14 protein-coding genes and 1 tRNA gene are annotated in these 22,373 nt (G+C 39.1%); 5 read left to right on the top strand and 10 right to left on the bottom strand.

Features of this window, described 5'->3' with window-relative positions; translation table 11 throughout:
* Positions 1–39: 39 nt before the first annotated feature.
* The gene (locus DSM106972_RS01045) at positions 40–519 is read right to left on the bottom strand and encodes a L,D-transpeptidase (RefSeq protein WP_127078019.1); all 480 of its coding nucleotides are present in this window, start codon (positions 517–519) and stop codon (positions 40–42) included.
* 38 nt (positions 520–557) lie between these two features.
* Positions 558–5,837, bottom strand: coding sequence for an ATP-binding sensor histidine kinase (locus DSM106972_RS01050; RefSeq protein ID WP_127078021.1), 5,280 nt, complete (start codon positions 5,835–5,837; stop codon positions 558–560).
* Between the two features lie 245 nt (positions 5,838–6,082).
* On the opposite strand from DSM106972_RS01050, the gene DSM106972_RS01055 reads away from it, so the two are divergent.
* On the top strand, positions 6,083–7,045 hold the full coding sequence (locus tag DSM106972_RS01055; protein WP_127078023.1) for a class I tRNA ligase family protein: 963 nt from the start codon (positions 6,083–6,085) through the stop codon (positions 7,043–7,045).
* Between the two features lie 105 nt (positions 7,046–7,150).
* On the opposite strand, the gene DSM106972_RS01060 is transcribed toward DSM106972_RS01055, so the two are convergent.
* From DSM106972_RS01060 to DSM106972_RS01070, 3 genes are all read right to left on the bottom strand, one after another.
* Positions 7,151–7,555: a hypothetical protein gene (locus DSM106972_RS01060; protein ID WP_127078025.1), complete on the bottom strand. Its 405-nt coding sequence runs from the start codon at positions 7,553–7,555 to the stop codon at positions 7,151–7,153.
* Positions 7,556–7,733: 178 nt separating this feature from the next.
* Complete coding sequence (locus DSM106972_RS01065) at positions 7,734–8,054, bottom strand: DUF3593 domain-containing protein (protein ID WP_127078027.1); 321 nt, start codon at positions 8,052–8,054, stop codon at positions 7,734–7,736.
* A 10-nt stretch (positions 8,055–8,064) separates the two neighbouring features.
* Positions 8,065–8,370 (bottom strand): DUF2499 domain-containing protein, encoded by a 306-nt coding sequence (locus DSM106972_RS01070; RefSeq protein WP_127078029.1) that lies wholly within the window; start codon positions 8,368–8,370, stop codon positions 8,065–8,067.
* Positions 8,371–8,615: 245 nt separating this feature from the next.
* Between DSM106972_RS01070 and csaB the strand changes: the two genes are divergently transcribed.
* Positions 8,616–9,653 (top strand): polysaccharide pyruvyl transferase CsaB, encoded by a 1,038-nt coding sequence (gene csaB, locus DSM106972_RS01075; RefSeq protein WP_127078031.1) that lies wholly within the window; start codon positions 8,616–8,618, stop codon positions 9,651–9,653.
* Positions 9,654–9,708: 55 nt separating this feature from the next.
* Here csaB and DSM106972_RS01080 read toward each other — a convergent pair whose 3' ends face one another.
* Positions 9,709–11,649, bottom strand: a complete 1,941-nt coding sequence (locus DSM106972_RS01080; RefSeq protein WP_127078033.1) for a GAF domain-containing sensor histidine kinase — start codon at positions 11,647–11,649, stop codon at positions 9,709–9,711.
* Positions 11,650–11,787: 138 nt separating this feature from the next.
* Between DSM106972_RS01080 and cobN the strand changes: the two genes are divergently transcribed.
* On the top strand, positions 11,788–15,528 hold the full coding sequence (cobN, locus tag DSM106972_RS01085) for a cobaltochelatase subunit CobN (protein ID WP_127078035.1): 3,741 nt from the start codon (positions 11,788–11,790) through the stop codon (positions 15,526–15,528).
* A gap of 88 nt (positions 15,529–15,616) precedes the next feature.
* Positions 15,617–16,774 carry a peptidoglycan-binding domain-containing protein gene (locus DSM106972_RS01090; RefSeq protein ID WP_127078037.1) on the top strand — a complete coding sequence of 386 codons (1,158 nt, stop codon included), beginning with the start codon at positions 15,617–15,619 and terminating at the stop codon, positions 16,772–16,774.
* A 138-nt stretch (positions 16,775–16,912) separates the two neighbouring features.
* On the opposite strand, the gene DSM106972_RS01095 is transcribed toward DSM106972_RS01090, so the two are convergent.
* The 4 genes from DSM106972_RS01095 to lipA all read right to left on the bottom strand — a co-directional run bounded on the left by DSM106972_RS01095 (position 16,913) and on the right by lipA (position 21,539).
* Positions 16,913–17,368, bottom strand: coding sequence for a Fur family transcriptional regulator (locus tag DSM106972_RS01095; RefSeq protein ID WP_019493338.1), 456 nt, complete (start codon positions 17,366–17,368; stop codon positions 16,913–16,915).
* 452 nt (positions 17,369–17,820) lie between these two features.
* Entirely contained in the window at positions 17,821–19,071 is a 1,251-nt protein-coding gene (sigC, locus tag DSM106972_RS01100; protein ID WP_127078039.1) for an RNA polymerase sigma factor SigC, read from the bottom strand.
* Positions 19,072–19,644: 573 nt separating this feature from the next.
* Positions 19,645–20,604 carry an NAD(P)H-dependent glycerol-3-phosphate dehydrogenase gene (locus tag DSM106972_RS01105; protein WP_233787289.1) on the bottom strand — a complete coding sequence of 320 codons (960 nt, stop codon included), beginning with the start codon at positions 20,602–20,604 and terminating at the stop codon, positions 19,645–19,647.
* Positions 20,605–20,669: 65 nt separating this feature from the next.
* Positions 20,670–21,539, bottom strand: a complete 870-nt coding sequence (gene lipA, locus DSM106972_RS01110) for a lipoyl synthase (RefSeq protein WP_127078041.1) — start codon at positions 21,537–21,539, stop codon at positions 20,670–20,672.
* A 209-nt stretch (positions 21,540–21,748) separates the two neighbouring features.
* Between lipA and DSM106972_RS01115 the strand changes: the two genes are divergently transcribed.
* Positions 21,749–21,822: transfer RNA gene (locus DSM106972_RS01115), tRNA-Pro, on the top strand.
* The last annotated feature ends 551 nt before the right edge of the window (positions 21,823–22,373 follow it).

Consider the following 22,373-nt stretch of genomic DNA (forward strand, 5'->3'; position numbering starts at 1 on the left):
ACCTATTCATTAGCTTAATACAGTAAGAAGCCCCGCACCCTACTTTTGAACAATTACAGGAGTTCCAACTGTTGCCCAATCATATAACCATTTTGCATGGTTCGGCGCCACGTTTACACAACCACGACTAACAGGTGTACCAAAACTACGATGCCAATAGGCGCCATGTATTCCATAATTGCCATCATAATACATTACATATGGCACATTCTGAACATCATAATCGGCGCCACGCATTCTTGCTTTACGGTGTTTGGTTTGAATATTGAAAGCTCCTATTAAAGTTGGAGTCTTTTTTTTACCTGTCGAAACTTTGACTGCGTAAACAGGGTTGCTTCCTTCCCAAGCTGTTAATGTTTGCTTCGATATATCTACTAGTATCCAGCGCTTTTCTGATTTTTTGAGAGTTTGAATTTGGGTTTGGATTCCTTTGGTTTTGGATTGCGCTAAAACTTGGTTCGGGGGTGCGGTGATGGAGAGGGTTAGTAATGTGGCAAGGAAAAATATTTTTAATTTCATTTTTTGATTTGCTTTTATATATTTTTAGAGTTAGGTAATCATCTGGGCAATAAAATTATAAACTTACTACCTTGGTTTGGCGCCGAGGTACAAGTTAATTTACCTTGATGTTTCTCAACAATAATTTGATAACATATTGATAACCCTAAACCAGTACCTTTGCCAATAGGCTTGGTAGTAAAGAATGGGTCGAAGATTTTGCTTAATATATCTTGGCTCATGCCAATACCGTTGTCAGCTATTTCAATCGCTATATGATTATTTTGGCTAAGATAGGTTTTTATCCAGATTGTACTATCGTCACATACATCTAAAGCATCAATAGCATTAGTAAGTATGTTCAATATAACTTGATTTATTTCTCCAGCAAAACAATTAACTTGTGGAATGTCACCATAGTCTTTGATAATTTGAATATTTCCTAGCTTTTGCTGAAGTATCATTAAGGTGCTTTCTATACCTAAGTGAATGTCTACTTCTTTAAATATTGCTTCATCGAGACGTGAGAAGGTTCGTAAAGATAATATTACATCTTTTATTCGTTTGGCGCCAGTATGCATTGATTCGATAATTTGAGGTAAATCTTCTGAGATAAAGTCTAAATCTATTTCGTCAATTTTATTTAATATTGTTGTGCTAGGGTTGGGAAGTTCATCTTGATATAATTTAATTAATTCCAGTAAATACTCAGTATATTCTTTTGTATGTAGTAAATTACCAAATATAAAACTAACGGGATTATTTATTTCATGCGCTATACCAGCTACCAACTGTCCTAAACCTGACATTTTCTCGCTTTGAATTAATTGTATTTGGGTGCGGTTGAGTTCTTCGAGTGCTGTTTCTAATTCTTGAGTCCGTGTACTAACACGTGCTTCTAAGGTGGCGTAAAATCGTGCGTTTTCTAGAGATATTGCTGCTTGTGACGCAATAACTTGTAAAAGCTCGACTCTTTCACTTGTAAAGGCGCCTTTAACTAAATTATTCTCTAAGTATAAAACTCCTAACAATTTACCTGTATGGATAATTGGTAAAGCTAGTACCGATAACGGTTTAGTAATAATTATATATGGGTCGCTGCTAAATTCTAATGATTGTGATGCATCATCTAATACTAAGTGCGTTTGCGTGCGTTCGATATAGTTGATTAAAGAAACAGGTAACTGATAGCTTTCGGTGACAGGGATGCGTTGCCATACCGTATTATCATCGTTATCACCCACAAGCGATGATTCGATAATGAGTTGATTATTCTGTTTAATTATAAAGTATACTTTCTCGGCGCCTGCGTTTTCTCGAACTAAATGTAAAAGCTTGTTGTTTAAGCGACTAGGAACAAGTTCACGAGAAAGTGCTAGCGAAGCTTTAACTACGGTTGCAATATCAAGCGAGAATTTTTTTTGGGTAGCAGTTATTGATTCTTTGAAGTCGATAACTAAATACGGATAAGATGTTTCTAATTGTTTTACTTTCGCTTTTGCTCCCCATTTATCGTAACAGCGATGTGCTTTGCTCAAATAAATCTTAGCAAAATCTTGTTTATTTTGATTTTGCCAAAATAAACCAGTAAGTTCGTTGGCTAAAGCTTCATTTTGAATAAATCCGTTTTCGTGTGCTAAATTAATTGCTTGGTCGTATAAATCAAGTGCTTGCCAATTTTTACCACAAATCCGCGCAATTTCTGCTTCGATAAGTAAATATTTATGTAAAAAGTTTTCAGGACAATTATCTGCCCATTGTTTATATTGCTCCTGATTTTGATGAATTTGTTTTAAATACTTATTTTGCGTTTGAATATCACACTGTTGATATAATCCAGTTAAGATGAGCGAATAATAAAAATAATATTCTGAAGAAATAGTAAAACCTAATATTGCTGGTAAATATTCTTTAACTTCATTGATATAGTTGAGCGCATCTAAAACTTGATTGAGTAAGTATAATGTTTGAATTTGATAAATATAATATGTACATAATGTCAAAAAAGATTGGCTTTGTTTAGATTGGCTGATGATATCATATTTAGAAAATTTTTTATTTTCAAGTTCTATTTGATTTAGATTATTCTCAGTATTAGTTAGGTCAGTGACTGCAAATTTAACCGCTATAATACTCTCAACCGCAATAATATTGTTAATTTGAGCAGCAGCATGGTAACTATCTGATATTTCTTTATTAAGTAATTGAAGCGGATAACCTTGGATAAATAAGTTATGAATAAGTGTGAATAAATTGCAACCAGCAAACATAAATTCGCCAGATTCTAAACCTGCTTGATAACCTTTACGACTTATTGCCGCAGCATATTTAATGTGTTTAGACCAGCAATGTAACCATCCTGTTAACAATGCACTAGCTTTTGATTGCTGTGATTGATTGTTAAGTTTTTCACTGAGTTTATATGCTGACAAACCCAGTTGATAACCACTATGATAATTGCCTAGATTAGAACCAATAATTAGACCAAAGTTTGCATATGCTTTTACAGACTCTGAAACGTTGCCATATAGAAGCGATAAATTAACAGCTTTGCTCACAATGAATGTATAAAGTGTGAATTTTGACGCAGCATAAACTAATGGTTCCAGATTAATTAAAAGTTTGATAGCTATTTCTACTTGCTCATTTTCAATTGCTGGCAAGTCAACAATTGAGTCAATACCGAGTTTATCTAAGTTTTGTTTCGCAATGATTAATTCTTTATTTGCGATGTACTCGCAGTCATCTTTCGGTAAAAATATATTTAGTAAACTCAAGCCTTTTTTTGCCGAGTCGAGTACATCGTTAAATCTTCCTTGTAGTGTATATTGAGATACTAAAAGATTATAAAAATTTGCTTTTTCTAGATTTGAGTGTGCTTTTTCAATAGCTGTATACGTCAACATTTCGGCAAGTTCAAAATTGCCATTCAAAAATTCAACTTCTGCACGTTCTTGATATATATTTAAAGTTATGTTATATTCGTGGCGCCAACTATCTACAGGCATAAGTTCTATAGCTTCGTATAAATATTTAGCTGCTGTAGTAAATGCCATCGAAGCTTTGGCTTTGCGTGCTGCGCGTAAATTTAATTCTGTAAGATATAAAGCTTCTGATTCATTCTTAAGTAAAGAAATTCCTAAATTAAGCTGATTTACTATATCAAATATGTTTTCTTCTATTGGTTGTGTTTCTGTATTTTCCAATAATAATTTACCAATCTTATAATGTGTAATTTCATAAAGTCCATCATCAATAAGAGAATATGCTGCTTGATGTACACGACCATGTAAGAAACGATATTCTAATTTCGTTTGTAATGAGGTTGAACAATTACCGTTGTTAACTGGTAAAATCAACCCTTGTACTAAAGCAGCATTCAATTGCTCGGAAACCTCCGCAACCGACATTTCAGCTACAACAGCAAGCGTGGTCAACTTAAAATTTTCGCCAAAACAAGCTGCTAATTTTAATATCGATTGAGTTTCTGTAGTAAGTTTACTGAGATTACGCACCATCAGTTCAACTACACTCAAGTCAGTAATTCCCACTGTTTGAATTTGCGATAATTCCCATTTCCAACATTGATGTGCAAAGTCAAACTTGATAAACCCTTCACTATAAAGTGTTTTGATAATTTGAGTCAGCAAAAACGGATTACCTGCGGTTTTATGTAGTAGTAGTGATGCAAGCTTTATAATCAAATCATTTTTATCTGTATCCAGCGCATCGCACAGCAGTTGGATAGTATCGTTTAAATCTAAAGGATTAATGCTAAGAGTGCGAACTATTTTGTTAGCTTTTTCGATTTCTTGAATGCACTGCATCAAAGCATGTTGTGAACACACTTCGTTATCACGATAGGCGCCTATTAATAATAAAGTTTGATTATCATTATTAGTAACCAGCAGTTTCATCAAATTTAACGAAGCTGCATCGCAAAAATGTAAATCATCTAGAAAAATTACTAATGGATGCTCTTTTTGAGCAAATACACTAATAAATTTTTGAAAAATTAAATTGAAACGGTTCTGTGCTTCGTTCAAACCTAGTTGAGGTACAGGTGGTTGTTCACCAATAATTAATTCAAGCTCTGGAATCACTTCTATTATTAGATGTCCACTATCACCGAGTGCTTCAAGCAATTTTTGGCGCCATTGAGATAACTTCTTTGAATCTTCAACTAAAATAGTTCGCACTAAAGATTCAAAAGCTTGGAAAAATGCTGCATGAGAAATATTACGCTCAAACTGGTCAAACTTACCAGTAATAAAATAACCTCGCTGACGGACAATTGGTTGATGAATTTTATTTACAAGCGCTGATTTACCAATACCCGAATAACCAGAAATTAAAATAACCTCGCTGCTACCACTACTTACTCTTGTAAAAGCTGCAAGCAAAGCATCTAATTCTTGCTCTCTTCCGTAGAGTTTGTTAGAAAAAGATAATTGCCCTGCTTTATCACGACCCCCTGGCTGAAAATTTGGTATCACACCCGAAGTTTTAAGCTGCGTCAAACAAAACTCCAGGTCAGCTAAAAGTCCAGTTGCACTTTGATACCGAGCTTCAGCATTTTTTGCCATCAACTTCATCACTATTGCAGCTATCGCAGCAGGAGCAATTAATGGAGGTGGTTGTTTTGCAATGTGACAGTGAACCAATTCCAAAGCATCATCACTCTCAAACGGTAATTTACCTGCCAGCATTTCATACAAAGTTACACCCAAAGAGTAAAAATCACTCTTGAAATCAATTATGCGATTCATTCTTCCCGTTTGTTCAGGAGACATATACGCAAAACTACCTTCGAGTTGATTGGGTGTTGCTTGTTGTGTTTTTACTGACTCGTCGCTTAAATTGTATGAAGCAATGCCAAAGTCTGTAAGTTTAACTTCTCCAGATTTTAGGTTAACTATAATATTAGATGGTTTTATATCTTTGTGGATAATACTGCTTTGATGCACCAGTACTAATGCCTGCACTAATTGAACGGCAATGCTTAAGCATGTAATTATATCTGGAGGATGCGACGAAATTATTTTATTCAGCGATATGCCATCAAAGTCTTCTAACACTAAAAATGAGGTGTCTTCTCGCTTAACCAAGCTATAAACTTTTACAACACCAGGAATATGTTGATTGTTAAATAGTTTTTTGGCAATTTGATACTCATGCTTCAACCGTACTACAGCGTCAGTTGGGCAATTGGGTTTTAGAACTTTGAGGATAACAAATTTTTGTAATGCTTGCGAAAATGCCCGAATTACTAGCTTACTTGGACTTTCGCTAATTACTTCATGCAGTTCATAACCCGGAATATTTAAAGTTCGTAGCATAAATGCTCAGATATAAAATAATTTTAGTCTTACCCTCAATACATAGGATTGCTTAATTTATAGACTTTTGCACTCAGTGATTCAACTGAATGATTGTAAAAAAAAACAGCCTGGAAGGCTGTTCCACAAGACATTCCACAAGACATTCCACAAGAGATGTTGTAATATAGAACAATACAAGTTGTCTACAAAACAGGAAGACTAATTTCAGCAACTATATATATAAGGCGCCTCAACGCAATCAAATCAAACATTTAATCACTAGCGCACTACCATACATTAATGGAATTAAGCATCTGGGAAACCTTGTCGGTTCAATGCTTCCAGCTGATGTATATGCGCGCTTTTTGAGGCAATGCGGTGAACAAGTTCTATTTATTTGTGCCACCGACGAACATGGAACACCCGCAGAACTCGCAGCATCAGAAGCTAACCTGGATACCGCTTCGTTCTGCCAAAACATGTATCAAATCCAATTAGATATCTATCGAAGGTTTGGTTTATCTTTCGATTATTTTGGTCGCAACTCTAGCAGCTATAACCACGAATTAACCCAAAACTTCTATCAATTGCTTGATAAAAACGGTTATATCGAAGAACGCGAAATAAATCTTATATATTCTCTTGATGACGCACGGTTTCTACCTGATAGATACGTCATTGGGACTTGTCCGCATTGCGGTTATGAGTCAGCAAGAGGAGACCAATGCGAAAATTGCACATCTGTACTAGACCCTACAGACTTAATCGAACCACGTTCAGCAATATCAAAAAGCACAAAATTAGAAGTTCGCAAAACCAAACATTTATTCCTAAAACTTTCTGCACTCAGCGATGAAGTCAGAAATTGGGTAGAACAACATCCTAATTGGTCAAATTTAACTAAATCAATCGCACTTGGATGGTTAAACGAAGGACTCCAAGACAGATGTATTACCCGTGACCTTAGTTGGGGAGCGCAAGTAATACGGACATGTATAAATTTAATTAGAATTTATGCAATTGTACAGGCGCCTATCCTTCCATTTACATCGTCAAAGTTATTTGATGCGTTACATCTATCACATATAGACAGAACGACCAATATTCGCGAAAGCGTTAATTTTGAAGCTTTGCAACCAGGTCATAAATTTGACTTGATTCCACCTTTATTTAAAAAATTGGAAGATGAGGAAATTAAAGCTTTGTCAATAAAATTTGGTAGTTGATTCATCTCTTGTGGAACAGGCATCCCTGCCTGTTCCAACACAATAAAACATAATGGGGCGGGCAAGGATGCCCACCCCACAAGATCAAAAATTAATTGAAATTACTTACTTAAGTAAGTAAATTGCAGCACCAGCAGCGCCGCCAGTAATGGCATTATTACCAGTCCTTCTATTTCCTCTAACAGCCCCTGCTGCTACACCAGCACCAGCACCAACACCAACATCTCGAATTACGTTACGGTTCTTTCTACGAGATCTATTACTTGCGCCTTGTTTTGCAGTACCTTGTGCCGCATTTACAGCAGCACCAGCAGCACCACCGTTAACAGCATTACCCAAAAACGAACCTTGACCAGTAATTAAACCAGCAGCGGCGCCAGCAGCAGCACCGACACCAATATCACGTAAAACTCGGTCGTCTGCTGATGCTTGTTGCGCTGGTAATAATGTGGCGCCAAATAAGCTTGTAGCCATTAAACTTGGTAGAATGGCTTTCTTAATAGGATTCATTATGCACCTACCTCTTTACTAAGGTTTTCTAAATGTGTTTTTTCCTTATCTATAGTTTAGACAATATTACTTATTAAAGAAATTGCCTTGTTTAACTTACGTAAGTGTCACATTGCCAGGGCAACATCGTATGATTGGAGGATGTTTTTATATCAAAAAATACTACCTACCTAATTAGTTATATATCTTGAGCAGGTACACAAACATCCTTTGAAACTTGTTTTTTTTCTATAATCGCTTGTCGAAAACCCAACACAACCAATATATTAGTCAGCGTTAAAAATACTTCCGCACTACCATGCAACCAGTCAACATTGGCTAAAGACGTGCCATAGTGGACTTGAGCATAAATTCCAGCAGGAATTGTAACAGCTACAAATACAAGAGTACCATAAAACCCATATAGAGCTAGCTTAGGCATTTGTCTTGAACGGGTAATAAACCATAAAAAACCCAAGTAAGGAAATAGCGACAGGGCAAACAATGTTTCTTTAGACATACGAAATAAATTAGACTTGTTGTGATTTACTAGTTCGCCAAATCCAGAATCCAGCTAATAGTAAAGTAAAATTACCTAATACCGTCATACTAGCTTGAAGTGTAACCAACCATTCCAAAGACGGAGAGTTATCAAAGTAATGCCATGTACAAGCACACATTGCGCTGACTAACGCGGGTAGCATAGCAAACGAAAATCCCCACCAAGCTTTATTTTGAGTTAATTCACCATAAGTCCAAATTAGCCAAATAGCTGCTATCCATTCAATAACGCTAGAAACGTGAATTATCCAAGTGGGTATCGAAAGAGCGTGCATGATGATGATGTACGGGCGGGTTAACCTAATTTTCCATACTTACCAGGATATATCTAAACCCGCCCCGAAACTAAACCTGCCCCAAATGCAATTGCAATTCTGTATCGGTGCCACGTACCCGGTTTATGTAAATGCTGTTAATCTACAATCCTGTAAGGGCGGGTTTACGAGATTTTTAGTAATGTTTAAGGTTAATTGGTTAACCCGCCCCTACGGTATACGGTAATGTAAAATATAAAATTATTATGCGCGCGTTACTATCTGGATATTACGGTAAAGGCAACGGTGGCGATGAGGCACTGTTAGCTACACTTTTACAAATGCTACCATCACATGTTACACCTGTTGTTTTGTCAGGAAATCCTGATGAAACGAGTCAACGTTATGGTGTTGAGGCACATGAACGTATGTCTATGAGTAGCGTTATTAAAGCTTTACGTTCGTGTGATGCGTTTATTTGGGGTGGTGGTAGTTTAATTCAAGATGCTACAAGCTTTATAAGTCCATTTTATTATGCTGGCTTAATGGCGTTAGCGCAAAAAATGGGTTTGAAAACGGTAGCATGGGCACAAGGTATTGGACCACTCAAACGTTCACAAGTGCGTTGGGTAGCAAGGCAAACATTCAGTAATTGTACTAAAGTGAGTGTGCGCGATAATGCTAGTGCTGCACTATTAAATGAGTGGAACGTGAGTTATTTCCTTGCCCCAGACCCTGTATGGGCAATGGAGTCAAAGCCAACACCAGGTCTTTGGGATTTACCGGCGCCAAGGGTAGCTGTTACTTTAAGGTCACATCCGCTACTAACGGCGCCACGCTTAGAAACAATAACACGCGCATTAGTTGACTTTCAAAAAGCCACACAAACGTTTATTGTGCTTTTACCGTTCCAGAAAGCACAAGATTATGAAATTGCCCAAGCTATTCAACCAGCACTCAAAGACGTTAGTCAAATATTACATTTTGAAGAACCGCAAATCTTGAAAGGTGTATTTCGCGGAGTTGAAATGGCCATAGGAATGCGGTTACATAGCCTAATTATGGCAGCAAGCGAAGGATGTCGAGCATTTGCCATCAGCTACGACCCAAAAGTAAACCGCTTAATGGAAGATACTGATATGCCAGGTTGGGATTTAGCAAATTTACCCAATGATGCCAATTTAATTAGTAAAACCTGGATTGAACACTACGCAAACGGCGACCCGCTATCACCAGATAAAATACAATTTTTACTCGATAGAGCATCAATCCACAAAGCTGTCTTAGAAGATGCCTTAACCTAAATTATTTATATTATACTCTTGTGGAACGGGCATCCCTGCCCGTCCCATCCCAATCTCATTCACTAGGTTGTTCAGGTATCCAAACTGTAAAAATTGACCCAACTGCAACCGTTGATTCGACTTCGATTCTACCGCGATGCATCTCTACTAGTTGCTTCGTCAAAGCCAACCCTAAACCAGTTCCTCCATAACGGCGCCTATATGGAGTATCAAGCTGATGAAATTTTTCAAATAATTGTGGTAATTGTTCTTCAGGTATCCCAATTCCTGTATCTTCGACTTGAAACACCGCATTACCATCTTCGCACCATAACCGCAATGTCACACTTCCACCTTCGGGTGTAAATTTTATCGCGTTGCTTAAAAGATTGTTAATTACTTGCTGTACTCGCCGTACATCTGCACAAAAGCGACGATTTTCATCAATGAGTATATCTAATTTTAAATCTACTTGTTGAGTTGTTGCTTTTTCTTGCAATGAGTTAATTATTAATTCTGCTACTTCTTTTAATGTAAACTCTGTATTATTTAGTACTGCTTTACCAGCTTCAATTTGTGATAAATCAAGAATATCGTTAATCATTTCCAGCAGGTGTTCACCGCTATCATGAATAGTTTGTAAATAATCGCGCTGACGCTGCGATAATTCTCCAAACGACCATCTTAGTAATGTAGATGACATTCCTATTACGTAAGTTAACGGTGTTAGTAATTCATGACTGATAGTTGCTAAGAACTCACTACGTATACGACTTGCAGCTTCAGCAGCGACCAAAGCGTCATGTAGCGCCATTGTGCGTTCGATTACCCGTTGTTCGAGACTTTGCTTTTCTTGGGTCAGCGACTTCATTAACTCTGCTTGGTGAATGGCAATAGCGAGTTGTTCCGCAACGGCGCCTAGAAAATTTTTCTCACTTTCATTCCAGTTACGCGCTTCGTAACATTGATGAGCTATGAGCAACCCCCATAGCTTATTTTCAAACATAATCGGCGCCACTAATTTGGCACGAACTTTAACCTCTTCCAAAAAGTTAAGCAAACACCTTTCACTAACATAAGTTTTGTAAACATCATTGACTGCCAGCGTGAAACCCTTCAGGAATTTAGTCCAACACTCGGTAGTCGGAGTAAAACAATTTTTTTCTTCACAATTCAATACTGATGAAATCGCATCACTAGCGCGAACTTCGTAAACAATACAACCCTTGTACTCTACATACTGCTTAGTTGCTGCGACTGAAGCGGACGCAGAAGATAAATTCGGTATAGATATATGATTACGAGTCACATTTGACTCATTAAATTTATATATTACCAAACGGTCTAATTCTAAAAACTCACGCACCTGCGCGAGTGCCGTCGTCATAATTACAGATAAATCTAAACTTTTACGGATTTGCGTTGTGACACGATTTAGTAGTCTTTCTTGAGCTATTTGCTTAGAAAGTGCATCTTCCACATGCTGACATGCTGCAAAATTTAAATTATCACTTTCTTCGGACTGTATAACTTCAGGTTGCGTTAATAGACATTCTAATACTAATAATGTAAACTTCTCTTGCAGCGCTGCATTATTTGGCTCTAATACCTCACGGTAGTGTTCCAAGTCTTGGCATGTTTGAGAATGGCGCCCAAACAACCCACCTAGTTCCAACAGGAAGGAACTGATTAGACCTCTATCAAAAGTAATGCTTGTATCTAACAAGTAATCATCATCATCAATATCATTATTTTGTGTTAGATTCTTTTGTACTATAACATCAGAACTGACTTGCCTCGTCCCTGTTAACAACGCACTAAAACCCTGTGAGACTACCACCGTAAATCGTTTTATCAACCATTGGCTTGAAAGTGGAATCCGCTGTAGTACTGCTTCTGTCAAAACTAAAGCTGTATTTTCCACAGAAGAAGCCATTTGCTCTAGCAATTTCCCCAGTTGATCAAAAGTATCGACACGTAAAGTTCTAGAAAAGCCCAAATTTGGAGAACTAAGCATTTTCATCTGTGAGAGTAAGAGGGCAGGGAGAGGTGTCATCATTCAAAGAGAGTTATAGCCTTTAATTTTATGTAGTTTTATTTATCTTTATTAAGCAATATTTATAGTTTATATAGTTTAAAACGGTTATACACGACTATGCATCGTATTAATACCACATCGGTTGGTGTTGTTTCTCAATCTGAGGGCATTATTTTTGTAGAACAAAATCCTGCTCCAGTTGTATTCTTAACGGCAGCAGATACAGATATTCAAAGTATTGCTGCCGCTTATGCATTATTACCTAACTTTCCTGCGCTTCGGGTTGCTAACTTATTACAATTGCAACATCAAATTAGCATTGATACATACGCAGAACAAGTTTTAGAGTTCGCGAGTGTAATTATTTTACGCCTTCTAGGGGGGCGCTCATATTGGACTTACGGCTTGGAAGTTGTGCAGGAACTAGTACAACGTAAGCATATAGATTTAATTGTAATGCCAGGAGACGATGCTCTTGACCCCTATTTAATATCTCATTCCACCTTGGGCGAAACCAAGGTCAATCGGATATGGCGTTATTTTAACGAAGGTGGGGTATCCAATATTGTTCACGCATTCCAATATATTTCTGACTGCTGTTTATCAACCACATTTAACCCACCTCCTGTTCAAGTCGTTCCGCGTGTGGGAGTCTATGAGCCAAGGGGAAAGGGGGAATGCTTAGGCAAGAGAGTTGGGATTCTTTTTTATCGGGCACACTATTTAGTGGGTAACACCAAAGTTATTGATGCTTTGTGCGAAGCTTTGATTAAACGAAATTTAGAGCCAGTCCCCGTTTTTGTATCTTCGCTACGAGAAAAAGATGTTCAAGCTGAACTCGAAGCTATTTTTCAATCAACTTCTGCTTCTCCCCTAACTTTGTTACTCAACACAACGAGCTTTTCACTTGCGCGTTTAGAAACCGAAACCCCGCAGCTTGAACTCTGGCAAAAGTTAGATGTGCCTGTGTTGCAAGTTATTTTGAGCGGTGGTTTTATAGAACAGTGGCAGTCAGATTCGATGGGTTTGTCACCGCGTGATATGGCGATGAATGTTGCACTGCCTGAAGTTGATGGCAGAATTATAAGTCGTGCTGTCTCGTTTAAAGCGGTAATTAGGCGCCATCCTGACCTAGAAACTGATGTAGTTGGTTATGAACCAATAGCTTCGCGTATCGATTTTGTTGCCGAACTTGCTGCGAACTGGGTGCGACTACGTAATAAACCGTCATCAGAACGGCGCCTTGCTTTTATTTTAGCCAACTACCCAACCCGCGATTCGAGAATAGCGAATGGAGTAGGTTTAGATACACCCGCCAGTTGCGTAGAAATTTTAAAAGCCTTACAAGACAACGGTTATAACTTAGATGACATTCCTCAAAGTGGTGATGAATTAATACATTGGCTCACACAAGGAGTCACCAACGACCCAGAAGGTAGAGAATTACGTCCTATTTACCAAAGCCTTTCAGGGGAAGAATATCAAACTTATTTCACATCATTACCAGAAACCGTTCAACAAGCAATAAGTCAACGTTGGGGAGAAGAGACTCAAAATCAAATCCCAATTTCTGGTATCCAACTCGGCAATATATTCATTGGTATCCAGCCATCACGCGGTTATGAGCTTGACCCCAGTTTAAATTACCATGCCCCAGACCTAGAACCAACTCACAACTATCTCGCGTTTTACCACTGGGTACGTCAACACTTTAAAGCTGATGCAGTAGTTCATGTTGGTAAGCATGGAAACTTAGAGTGGTTACCAGGTAAAAGCATTGCATTATCTAGTGATTGTTACCCAGAAGTGGCATTAGGCGCCATGCCACATTTATATCCTTTCATCGTGAATGACCCAGGAGAGGGTTCTCAAGCGAAGCGACGCGCACAAGCGGTAATTATAGACCACCTAACACCACCTTTAACCCGTGCAGAACTTTATGGTTCACTCTCTAACTTAGAAAATCTGATTGATGAGTATTACGAAGCTTTAAGTTTAAACCCTAGCAGATTACCTGCAATAAGCGCGCGTATTAGCGAATTAGTCACCCAAGAAAATCTAAGTTGCGATTTTAGGATGGGTAAGGGAGATGAAATCCCAATTAATAAAATAGATGGTTATCTGTGTGAACTCAAAGAGGCACAAATTCGAGATGGGTTACATATTTTTGGGCAATGTCCCGATGGTCGGCAACTTCGTGATTTAATTATTGCCATAGCCAGACAACCTTCGCGGCGCCATATTGGTATTACCTGTGCCATCGCTACTGACTGGAGTTTAGATATAAATCCTTTAACTTCGGATTTTAGTGAAAAGCTCAACGAAACACAAATTAACCTTTTAGCCAAGAAAACACAGCATACCTGTCACACCATTGGTGATGCAGTCGAAGCACTCGAACTACACGCTGCCTATTTAATAGAACAACTAATTAAAAATACTCATTGTACAGACGTGATTAATCACGTCTCTACACTCAGCACTTCTCTCACCTGGATAAAATCGCATCTCCTACCCGCTCTAAAACAAACTGATAGAGAAATTATTAATTTGTTACGTGGGTTAGATGGTAGATATGTACCTAGTGGCCCATCCGGCGCCCCTACACGCGGGCGCCCAGAAGTTTTACCAACAGGTAATAATTTTTACTCAGTTGATATTCGTGCGGTTCCAACAGAATCGGCGTGGGATGTAGGCAGGAAAGCAGCAGAAACGCTGATAGAATGTTATACTCAAGAGCATGGAGAGTATCCAAAGACACTAGTGTTATCTTTATGGGGAACTGCGACGATGCGAACTGGGGGTGATGATATTGCCCAGGCATTAGCTTTGCTCGGTGTACAGCCAGTGTGGGATAGTGCAGCACGCCGTGTTGTGGATTTAGAAATATTACCAGTAGAAGTGCTAGGGCGCCCACGTGTGGATGTAACATTAAGGGTTTCGGGTTTTTTCCGAGATGCTTTTGGAAATTTGATAAACTTATTTGACCAAGCTGTAGAAGCTGTGGCAGCATTGGATGAACCGAAGGACTTGAATCCACTCGCCGCTCAAGTTTTAGAAGAAATGGAGTATTGGCACAAAGTTGGATTAAGTGAAACAGAAGCGTCGGAACGCTCTCTCTACCGAATTTTCGGCTCCAAACCAGGTGCATATGGTGCTGGACTTCAAGGGTTAATCGAGTCGCAAAATTGGTCAGATGATTCCGACCTAGCACGCGCTTATATAAATTGGAGTTCTTATGCTTATACAAGAAAAAGCGATGGACGTTCTGCACCCGAAGCATTCTCGAAACGTTTACTTAGTACGCAGGTAGTGCTGCAAAACCAAGATAACCGCGAACACGATTTGCTTGACTCTGATGATTATTATCAATTTCAAGGCGGTTTGATGGCAGCAGTACGTTCGATTCGAGGGGAAAATCCTTCCTCTTATTTTGGCGATAACTCAATGCCAGCAAAACCGCGAGTTCGTCAACTATCTGAGGAGATAGCCAGGGTATACCGTTCACGGGTAATTAATCCAAAATGGATTGCTGGAGTGATGCGTCACGGTTATAAGGGTGCATTTGAAATGGCTGCTACGGTTGATTTTTTGTTCGCTTACGATGCTACTGCTAGATGTGTAGAAGACCACATGTATGAAGGAATTGCAAAGACATACCTTTTTGATTCAAGAGTTTGTAAATTTCTTGAAGAAAAAAATCCGTATGCTCTGCGTGATATCGCTGAGAGATTACTTGAAGCATACAAGCGTGGTTTATGGCAGGATGTAAATATACAAACATTGGAAAATCTGCGAAACTTAGTACATCAAGCTGAAGCAGCTATCGAACAGCCAGTGCCTTTCGGGTCTAACTGAACGTAGGAATTGGCGCCGAATTTTTTATAAATGTCGGTGCTGCTGGCATCGAAAAAAAGTGGTGTAGGAAAACTTTAGGAAAATAACTATGGAAAACCTTGCGTATTTACACCTAGCTTTCGATTACGAAGACTGCCCATCGATTGAGTTAGCTAAATTTAGCTTTTTAGTCAATCGGGGAACATCACCAGACTGGAAAAAGTTATCGAGTCGAGCTTGGCGCTATATGTTGCCCCTAGCTTTGACTTTATCGATGATGACTGCGATGAGTAGTGCTTTTGCACTGCAAAAAGGCGACCAGGGTCCATCGGTTCGCGAATTACAACAAGACTTGAAGCGAGCAGGTTTTTATAATGCTCCTATCACTCAAGTATATGACGTTCGCACTGAAGATGCTGTAAAACGATTTCAAAAAGCTGCTTCTTTGAAGGTTAGCGGCATTGCAGGTCCCACAACTATCGGAAAATTAGACAACTGGCGCCCACCAGTTGCTCAAAATAACCGAGTCAGACAACAAGCGCAAAACGTAGTCAATACTCAGACTTCGAGACCACGTGCTGAAAACGCCCAATCTCGTACCGAGAAGCAATCGGCATCAGAAACGAAACGTCGCGTTTCCGGAATTGTTGGTAAAGGTGACGAAGGAGAAGAAGTTCGTAATTTGCAAGAACGGTTACGAGTTGCGGGATACTATTATGGCAATTCCACAGGTATTTTCGGACCAATAACCGAAGATGCAGTTAAACGCTTCCAGCAAGCTTATAAATTAGAGGCAGATGGATTAGTTGGGCCTGCAACATTACGCCGACTGCCTCCTGTAGGTGTTGGTTATGGTGAAGACGCACAAAATCGGCGCTCTTCGAGTGATAAACTTCGTTTAGGCGACCGTGGTGAAGCCGTGCGAGTATTACAGGAACAATTAATTAAAGCTGGATACTTAGAAGGTCAGCCAAACGGTTACTTCGGCCCATTTACAGCAGATGCCGTCAGACGCTTTCAGGCAGAGAATTATTTAGCAGCCAGCGGAATTGCAGGTCCAACAACACGTGCTAAGTTATACGCAAGCACTAACAATGGAGACAGTAACGAATTTAATGTGCTAGAAATTCAACGTCGGTTGAGAGAACGAGGTTTTTATAAAGGTCCACTCAATGGCGTAATGGGTAACGATACGAAGCGTGCAATTAAACAAGCACAAGAGTTTTACGGCATTAGCCTTAATGATGTAAGAACTGGACGCTATTAAGATATTTATTGCGCGTTAATGGATTTGAAAATTTATCAACGATGGCTAAATCCCACGCGGGAGCAGCGTGGGATTTTTGTATGACCATATATGTTCTAGATTCCCCTAAAAAACTTACCCAAGTACTTACCCAATAAATTACAACGGCATTAAAGCGCGTTGACACTTCGGGCAAACAGCATGAATAGTCATTTGACAATCAAGAAGGCTAAAACCTTCTTTTTGGGCTGTTTTTGAGCCAATTTTAAGAACTGAATCGTTCTTAAACTCAATCGTGGTGTTACACCTTACACAAATTAAGTGATGGTGATGATGTGGATATGGCTGGTTGATTTCGTAATGTTTATGTCCTTCTCCCAGTTCCAATTCCCGTAAAATCCCCATCCGCGCCATTAATTTGAGGGTGCGGTAAATAGTCGATAAGCTGATGCCTTCTCCTTGTTCTTCTAACCTTTCGTAAAGGTCTTCTGCACTAAGATGTTCTCCTTGTGGAAGTTCTTGGAAAATATGTAATATAACTTCCCTTTGGGGAGTTAGGCGCCAGCCACGTTCATTAAGCTCTGCCTTAAGCGAAGCAGATGTGTAGACAGACATACTAATCTTTCTCAATAAAGGCTGTCAATTGAGAATATAACAAATATTTAGGCCAAGTTGCAACAATTAGACATTATTGATAATTATTTCAAGTACTTAGTCGTAAACCAAACGGCTTTCTCTGTTTACAAGTTATTGCAAACAGTTTTTATGAGAATTACTATTACATTAGTTGCAAATTTATTGCTATAGATTGCCAAAATGTTACAAATGATATACAAATCATAGTGTTTGTTTATTGTAAACTATTGGCTATTAGTCTTGATTTAGAACTATTTGCAGTTTCAATCGAGATCAAAAGCGATATTGTAACGAAAAATTAAATGTTGTGTAAATTTCTCAACAATCGATTCATAAGTAAATTGGTTGAGTTTTATTACGCCCCTCCCAAAAGGGAGGGGGATTGTAATAAGTCATAAGGTCACACTAAAGTCGAAAGAAAGAGTGAAAAACTAGCTTAAAGACTCCAAGTAATCGCGAATTAAGTTACGACGCTTAGGCTGACGTAGTTTTTGCAATGCTTTAGATTCGATTTGGCGTACTCGTTCGCGAGATAAATCTAGAGCGCGTCCAATTTCAGCTAACGAATAAGGATGACCATCAGCTAAACCAAAGCGCATGAGAATAACATCGCGTTCGCGAGTGGTTAAATCAGCTAACAAGTGCTGTAAATCACGTTGAAGTGATTCGCGCATTAGCATTTCTTCTGGGGTAACACCATCAGTTTCAAGAAGTTCACCCAATTCGGTATCTTTGTCTTTACCAACTTTAGTTTCGAGAGAGACTGAACGAGGTACGCGCAGTAAAACTTCTCTAACTTGTGCTGGTGACATTTCGAGTTCAATAGCTAAATCTTCTAAAGTCGGTGTGCGACCTTTTTCTTGAGCAATTTTACGCTGTGCTTTTTTGATTTTGTTGAGTTTTTCTGTGATGTGGACAGGGAGTCGAATGGTACGACTGCTTGTAGCAATGGCACGAGTGATACCCTGACGAATCCACCAGTAAGCATAAGTACTAAAGCGGTAGCCTTTGGTTGGGTCAAACTTTTCTACTGCACGCTCTAAACCTAAAGTACCTTCTTGAACCAAGTCCAATAACTCTAAACCGCGATTTTGATATTTTTTGGCGACGGACACAACAAGACGAAGATTCGCCTTAATCATGTGTTCTTTGGATTGAAGTCCTTGACTTTGAATTTGCTCTAACTCTTCGACAGTTAACTTCGCAATTTCTGCCCAGCGACGTTTGCCTTTAGCGAGAAGTTGCTTGAGTTCAAAAACATCCATATCACCTGTTTTTGCCCAGCGTTCGAGCGAAGGACGATGACCCAATTCACATGTTAGACGTTCTTGGATTTCAATAATCCGTTGGTAGGGAGTAATAATATCATCGCCCTGCTTGGCAGAATTGGATAGCAATATCCGTAAGCGTAAATAGCGTTGAACTTTTTGAGCTTCTGAAACTTCTTCATCACGTCCTAACAAACGAACCCGCCCAATTTCTTGAAGATACAAGCGTACTAAATCGGTACTGCGGCGGTTAGGGGTTGCAGCATAGCTGGCTGGGTCTTGCGATACCATTTCCAGCTCCTCCAAATCTTCTACAGACAACTCATTCTCATCAACTACGAGGTCTGGGTCAAATGCTTGGTTAGGTTGTTGGGCTTCTTCTGCATCTGCGGCGTAAAAAGATGTTGCTGGCATAAGGCTCGTCTCAATGGCTCCAGGTAACAATAGATTGTGGTGGGCAGCACGCGCATTCAGGGAGGTTGTCCTAAAGCGCAACTGCGAACCCAAAGGGTCAACAAAGGGTCAGCATAATCAACTGTTGATATCATTCCCGCAATTTCACAGAAACTAACATCCAGCTGAAAAGATTTTTGCGGTAAATTTCCTAGCTCAGAGCCTTTTTAGTATTATTTAATACGTAACATTGGCGAGTACAGACCGCTATGACAGCTCAATCATTCGATTTGTCTTAGGTAAAAAATGACTCAGGCTCTGGGTTACAGTGTTAAATTTAATTTTTATAAGCGTAGATGTTGACGGTAGCTTTTTTGACGGAATATAATCATAAATTAAGTAGAAGTAAGTGGAAATATTTTTTTATTTGTGTCATGGTTATATATACAGGAAGCTTTTTGTAGTTTCCTGAAGGTTTCAGTGTGGGTCGAGACTGATTTTGCGTTAAGTATTGTTCGTGTTTTCTAAGGATTGCTCCTAAACCCCGATATATTGAGGTGCCCCATAGAAATATAGTTGAAATATATGTATTGTTTACCCGTAGTATTCAGGCTTGATGTTGCGAAGCATTAATTCTTCTAAAGCTTGACGGGGTGTGGATTCTGATTGCAGGACACGATAAACTTGTTCGGTAATGGGCATTGAGATATTTTGCCCTATGCTTTGCGTAATTAATACTGAGCAAGTGTTTACCCCCTCCGCAGTTCCTTGTAAGTGGGTAAGAATTTCAGCAAGAGTTTTGCCACAAGCTAGCTGATAACCGACTTGGTAATTGCGACTAAGAGGACTGTTACAAGTTGCGAGTAAGTCACCTAATCCTGACAAACCATAGAATGTTTCAGCTTTAGCGCCTAAACTGACACCGATACGAACCATTTCGCTAAGTCCGCGAGTGACTAAAGCAGCTTTAGCGTTAGTTCCTAATTGCAAACCATCACAGGCGCCTGCTGCAATAGCGATAACATTCTTTAAAGTGCCACCTAGCTCAACGCCCAAAGGGTCAAGATTTGTGTAAACTCGAAACCGTGGTGAAGAGAAAACGAGTTGTACAAATTCTGCCGCAGTTCCCGAATGGCTTGCTACTACCGTTGCAGAAGGTAAACCAAGTTCTATTTCTTTAGATAAATTTGGACCCGATAACACTACAACGGGATGCGAAGGAAACACTGTTTGGATAATTTGTGAGGGTGTGCATGTAGTTTGAGTGTCTAAACCTTTTGTAGCAGTTACAAAAATTGCTTTATCTGGAAGCTTTAGAAGCTGAAGTTGGGCAATGACATCAGGCACCCCTTTCATAGATATAGCGCTAACAATAATATCGGCATCATTAACTGTAGACGCGAGTTGTAAGTTACTGCGACGCGACCAGATACTTACTTTATGACCGTTTGATGATACCAGGGAGGCTAGGCTGCTTCCCCAGGCGCCGGCGCCGAGGATAACTACTGATTTTGGATTTGGGATTTTTAATTGTTGTGTGTTGGGGTGGTTCAAGATAGGGGGCGGGTTTAGTTAGATTTTTAATACAATTTTAGGATATCTGTTAACCCGCCCTTACGTTATCGTGGGTGGCGCTGCATTAGTTCTCGGACTTGTTCTGCATGGTACGAACTACGTGTCAATGGTGATGAAACAACTTGTAAAAAACCGATTTCTTCACCGAATGCTTGCCATGCATCAAATTGTTCGGGACGAACGAAGTCATTAACTTGTAGATGTTTTTGGCTAGGCTGTAAATATTGCCCGATGGTTAAAATATCGCAATCGACTGCGCGTAAATCTTGCATAACTTGACGAATTTCTTCGTCGGTTTCACCAAGTCCCACCATAATGCCAGATTTTGTATAAACCCCAGGTGCAATTTCACGACTGCGCTTGAGTAATTCTAGGGTGCGCTCGTAATTAGCTTGTGGACGCACTCGACGATACAAGCGTGGAATAGTTTCTGTATTATGGTTGAGAACTTCGGGTTGTGAAGAGAGAATTATTTCTAGCGCTCCCCAGTTGCCACACAAGTCGGGAATTAATAATTCGATAGTAGTGTGAGGTGATAATGCGCGGATATTTTCGATACATTTTACAAATTGAGAGGCGCCTCCATCAGGTAAATCATCGCGGTTTACTGAGGTAATTACCACATGGTTAAGCTTCATGCGACGCACTGCTTCTGCCAAGCGTTCGGGTTCAGTAGGGTCAAGGGGTTTGGGTTTTTTTTCAAAGTCGATATCGCAATAAGGACAAGCGCGTGTGCAGGCAGGTCCCATAATTAGAAACGTCGCGGTTCCTGCATTAAAGCACTCACCAATATTCGGACACGACGCTTCCTCACAGACTGTATTTAAAGCTAAATCCCGCAATATTTCTTTAACACTACCGACACGCTCCCATTGAGGCGCCTTTACCCGCAACCAATCTGGTTTTACAGCCACAATCAACTTCTACCCATTTATATAGATATACAAAGTTAATGGTAGCAAGTTGTAAGCCAGAGTAAAAAGTTCTGAGTGCTGAGTGCTGAGTAGAGTTAGGAGTTAGAAGTTAGGAGTTAGAAGTTAGGAGCTATGACTCAGCACTCAGCCCTCAGCACTCATTTCTCTTTCTTTGTGGTACACTTCAATATAGGCTAGTAAAACTATGCCGGGATGTAGCGCAGCTTGGTAGCGCACTTCGTTCGGGACGAAGGGGTCGCTGGTTCGAATCCAGTCATCCCGATAATTATTTAGTTAATCGTATAATACATTACACGTAATAAAAGCTATGTTGTGCATGGCTAACTATTAGTATTGTGATTATTGTTAATATGTTAGTTCAGAAAATGGCGCCGAACATCTCGTAAACACGCTAAATATATTCGTTTTTGGGCATAATTTTCTTATGTGAACGTTATGTGACCTTCATGTGACTGGAAGAGAAGGTGTAATTAATTAAATCCTTACACCGCAAGCTTTGTAGCTATTTTTTTCGAGTTATTATATAACTGTTATATTTACTGTCTGTTTTCATAAAGTCGTGCAACTCCGTTTTGCATAAGTCTAAATGGCTTAAATACCAATATTTATAAATAGTTATTGCTAAATGTTCTTTGATTAAAGCATCATTTTTTGTTGTCAACAAGTTTTGTTCATTAACTAATTAGTTATCACTATAATTGTTAAAATTTATACGGTGGGTTTATAATCAAATTTATTAGCATGACTATTGAAAGCAGTTAAAACAATCAAAGATTTACAAGAATTGACAAAATTTTTAACACGTCACTGTTA

The sequence above is a fragment of the Dulcicalothrix desertica PCC 7102 genome (assembly GCF_003991905.1).
Taxonomy (GTDB): Bacteria; Cyanobacteriota; Cyanobacteriia; order Cyanobacteriales; family Nostocaceae; genus Dulcicalothrix; species Dulcicalothrix desertica.

Excerpts from the sequence above, each read along its gene's own strand:
- DSM106972_RS01080 (WP_127078033.1), bottom strand. The coding sequence starts at position 11,649 with ATGCTTAGTTCTCCAAATTTGGGCTTTTCTAGAACTTTACGTGTCGAT.
- cobN (WP_127078035.1), top strand. The coding sequence starts at position 11,788 with ATGCATCGTATTAATACCACATCGGTTGGTGTTGTTTCTCAATCTGAG.
- DSM106972_RS01060 (WP_127078025.1), bottom strand. The coding sequence starts at position 7,555 with ATGAATCCTATTAAGAAAGCCATTCTACCAAGTTTAATGGCTACAAGC.
- csaB (WP_127078031.1), top strand. The coding sequence starts at position 8,616 with ATGCGCGCGTTACTATCTGGATATTACGGTAAAGGCAACGGTGGCGAT.
- sigC (WP_127078039.1), bottom strand. The coding sequence starts at position 19,071 with ATGCCAGCAACATCTTTTTACGCCGCAGATGCAGAAGAAGCCCAACAA.
- DSM106972_RS01065 (WP_127078027.1), bottom strand. The coding sequence starts at position 8,054 with ATGTCTAAAGAAACATTGTTTGCCCTGTCGCTATTTCCTTACTTGGGT.
- DSM106972_RS01070 (WP_127078029.1), bottom strand. The coding sequence starts at position 8,370 with ATGCACGCTCTTTCGATACCCACTTGGATAATTCACGTTTCTAGCGTT.
- DSM106972_RS01050 (WP_127078021.1), bottom strand. The coding sequence starts at position 5,837 with ATGCTACGAACTTTAAATATTCCGGGTTATGAACTGCATGAAGTAATT.
- DSM106972_RS01090 (WP_127078037.1), top strand. The coding sequence starts at position 15,617 with ATGGAAAACCTTGCGTATTTACACCTAGCTTTCGATTACGAAGACTGC.
- DSM106972_RS01095 (WP_019493338.1), bottom strand. The coding sequence starts at position 17,368 with ATGTCTGTCTACACATCTGCTTCGCTTAAGGCAGAGCTTAATGAACGT.
- DSM106972_RS01045 (WP_127078019.1), bottom strand. The coding sequence starts at position 519 with ATGAAATTAAAAATATTTTTCCTTGCCACATTACTAACCCTCTCCATC.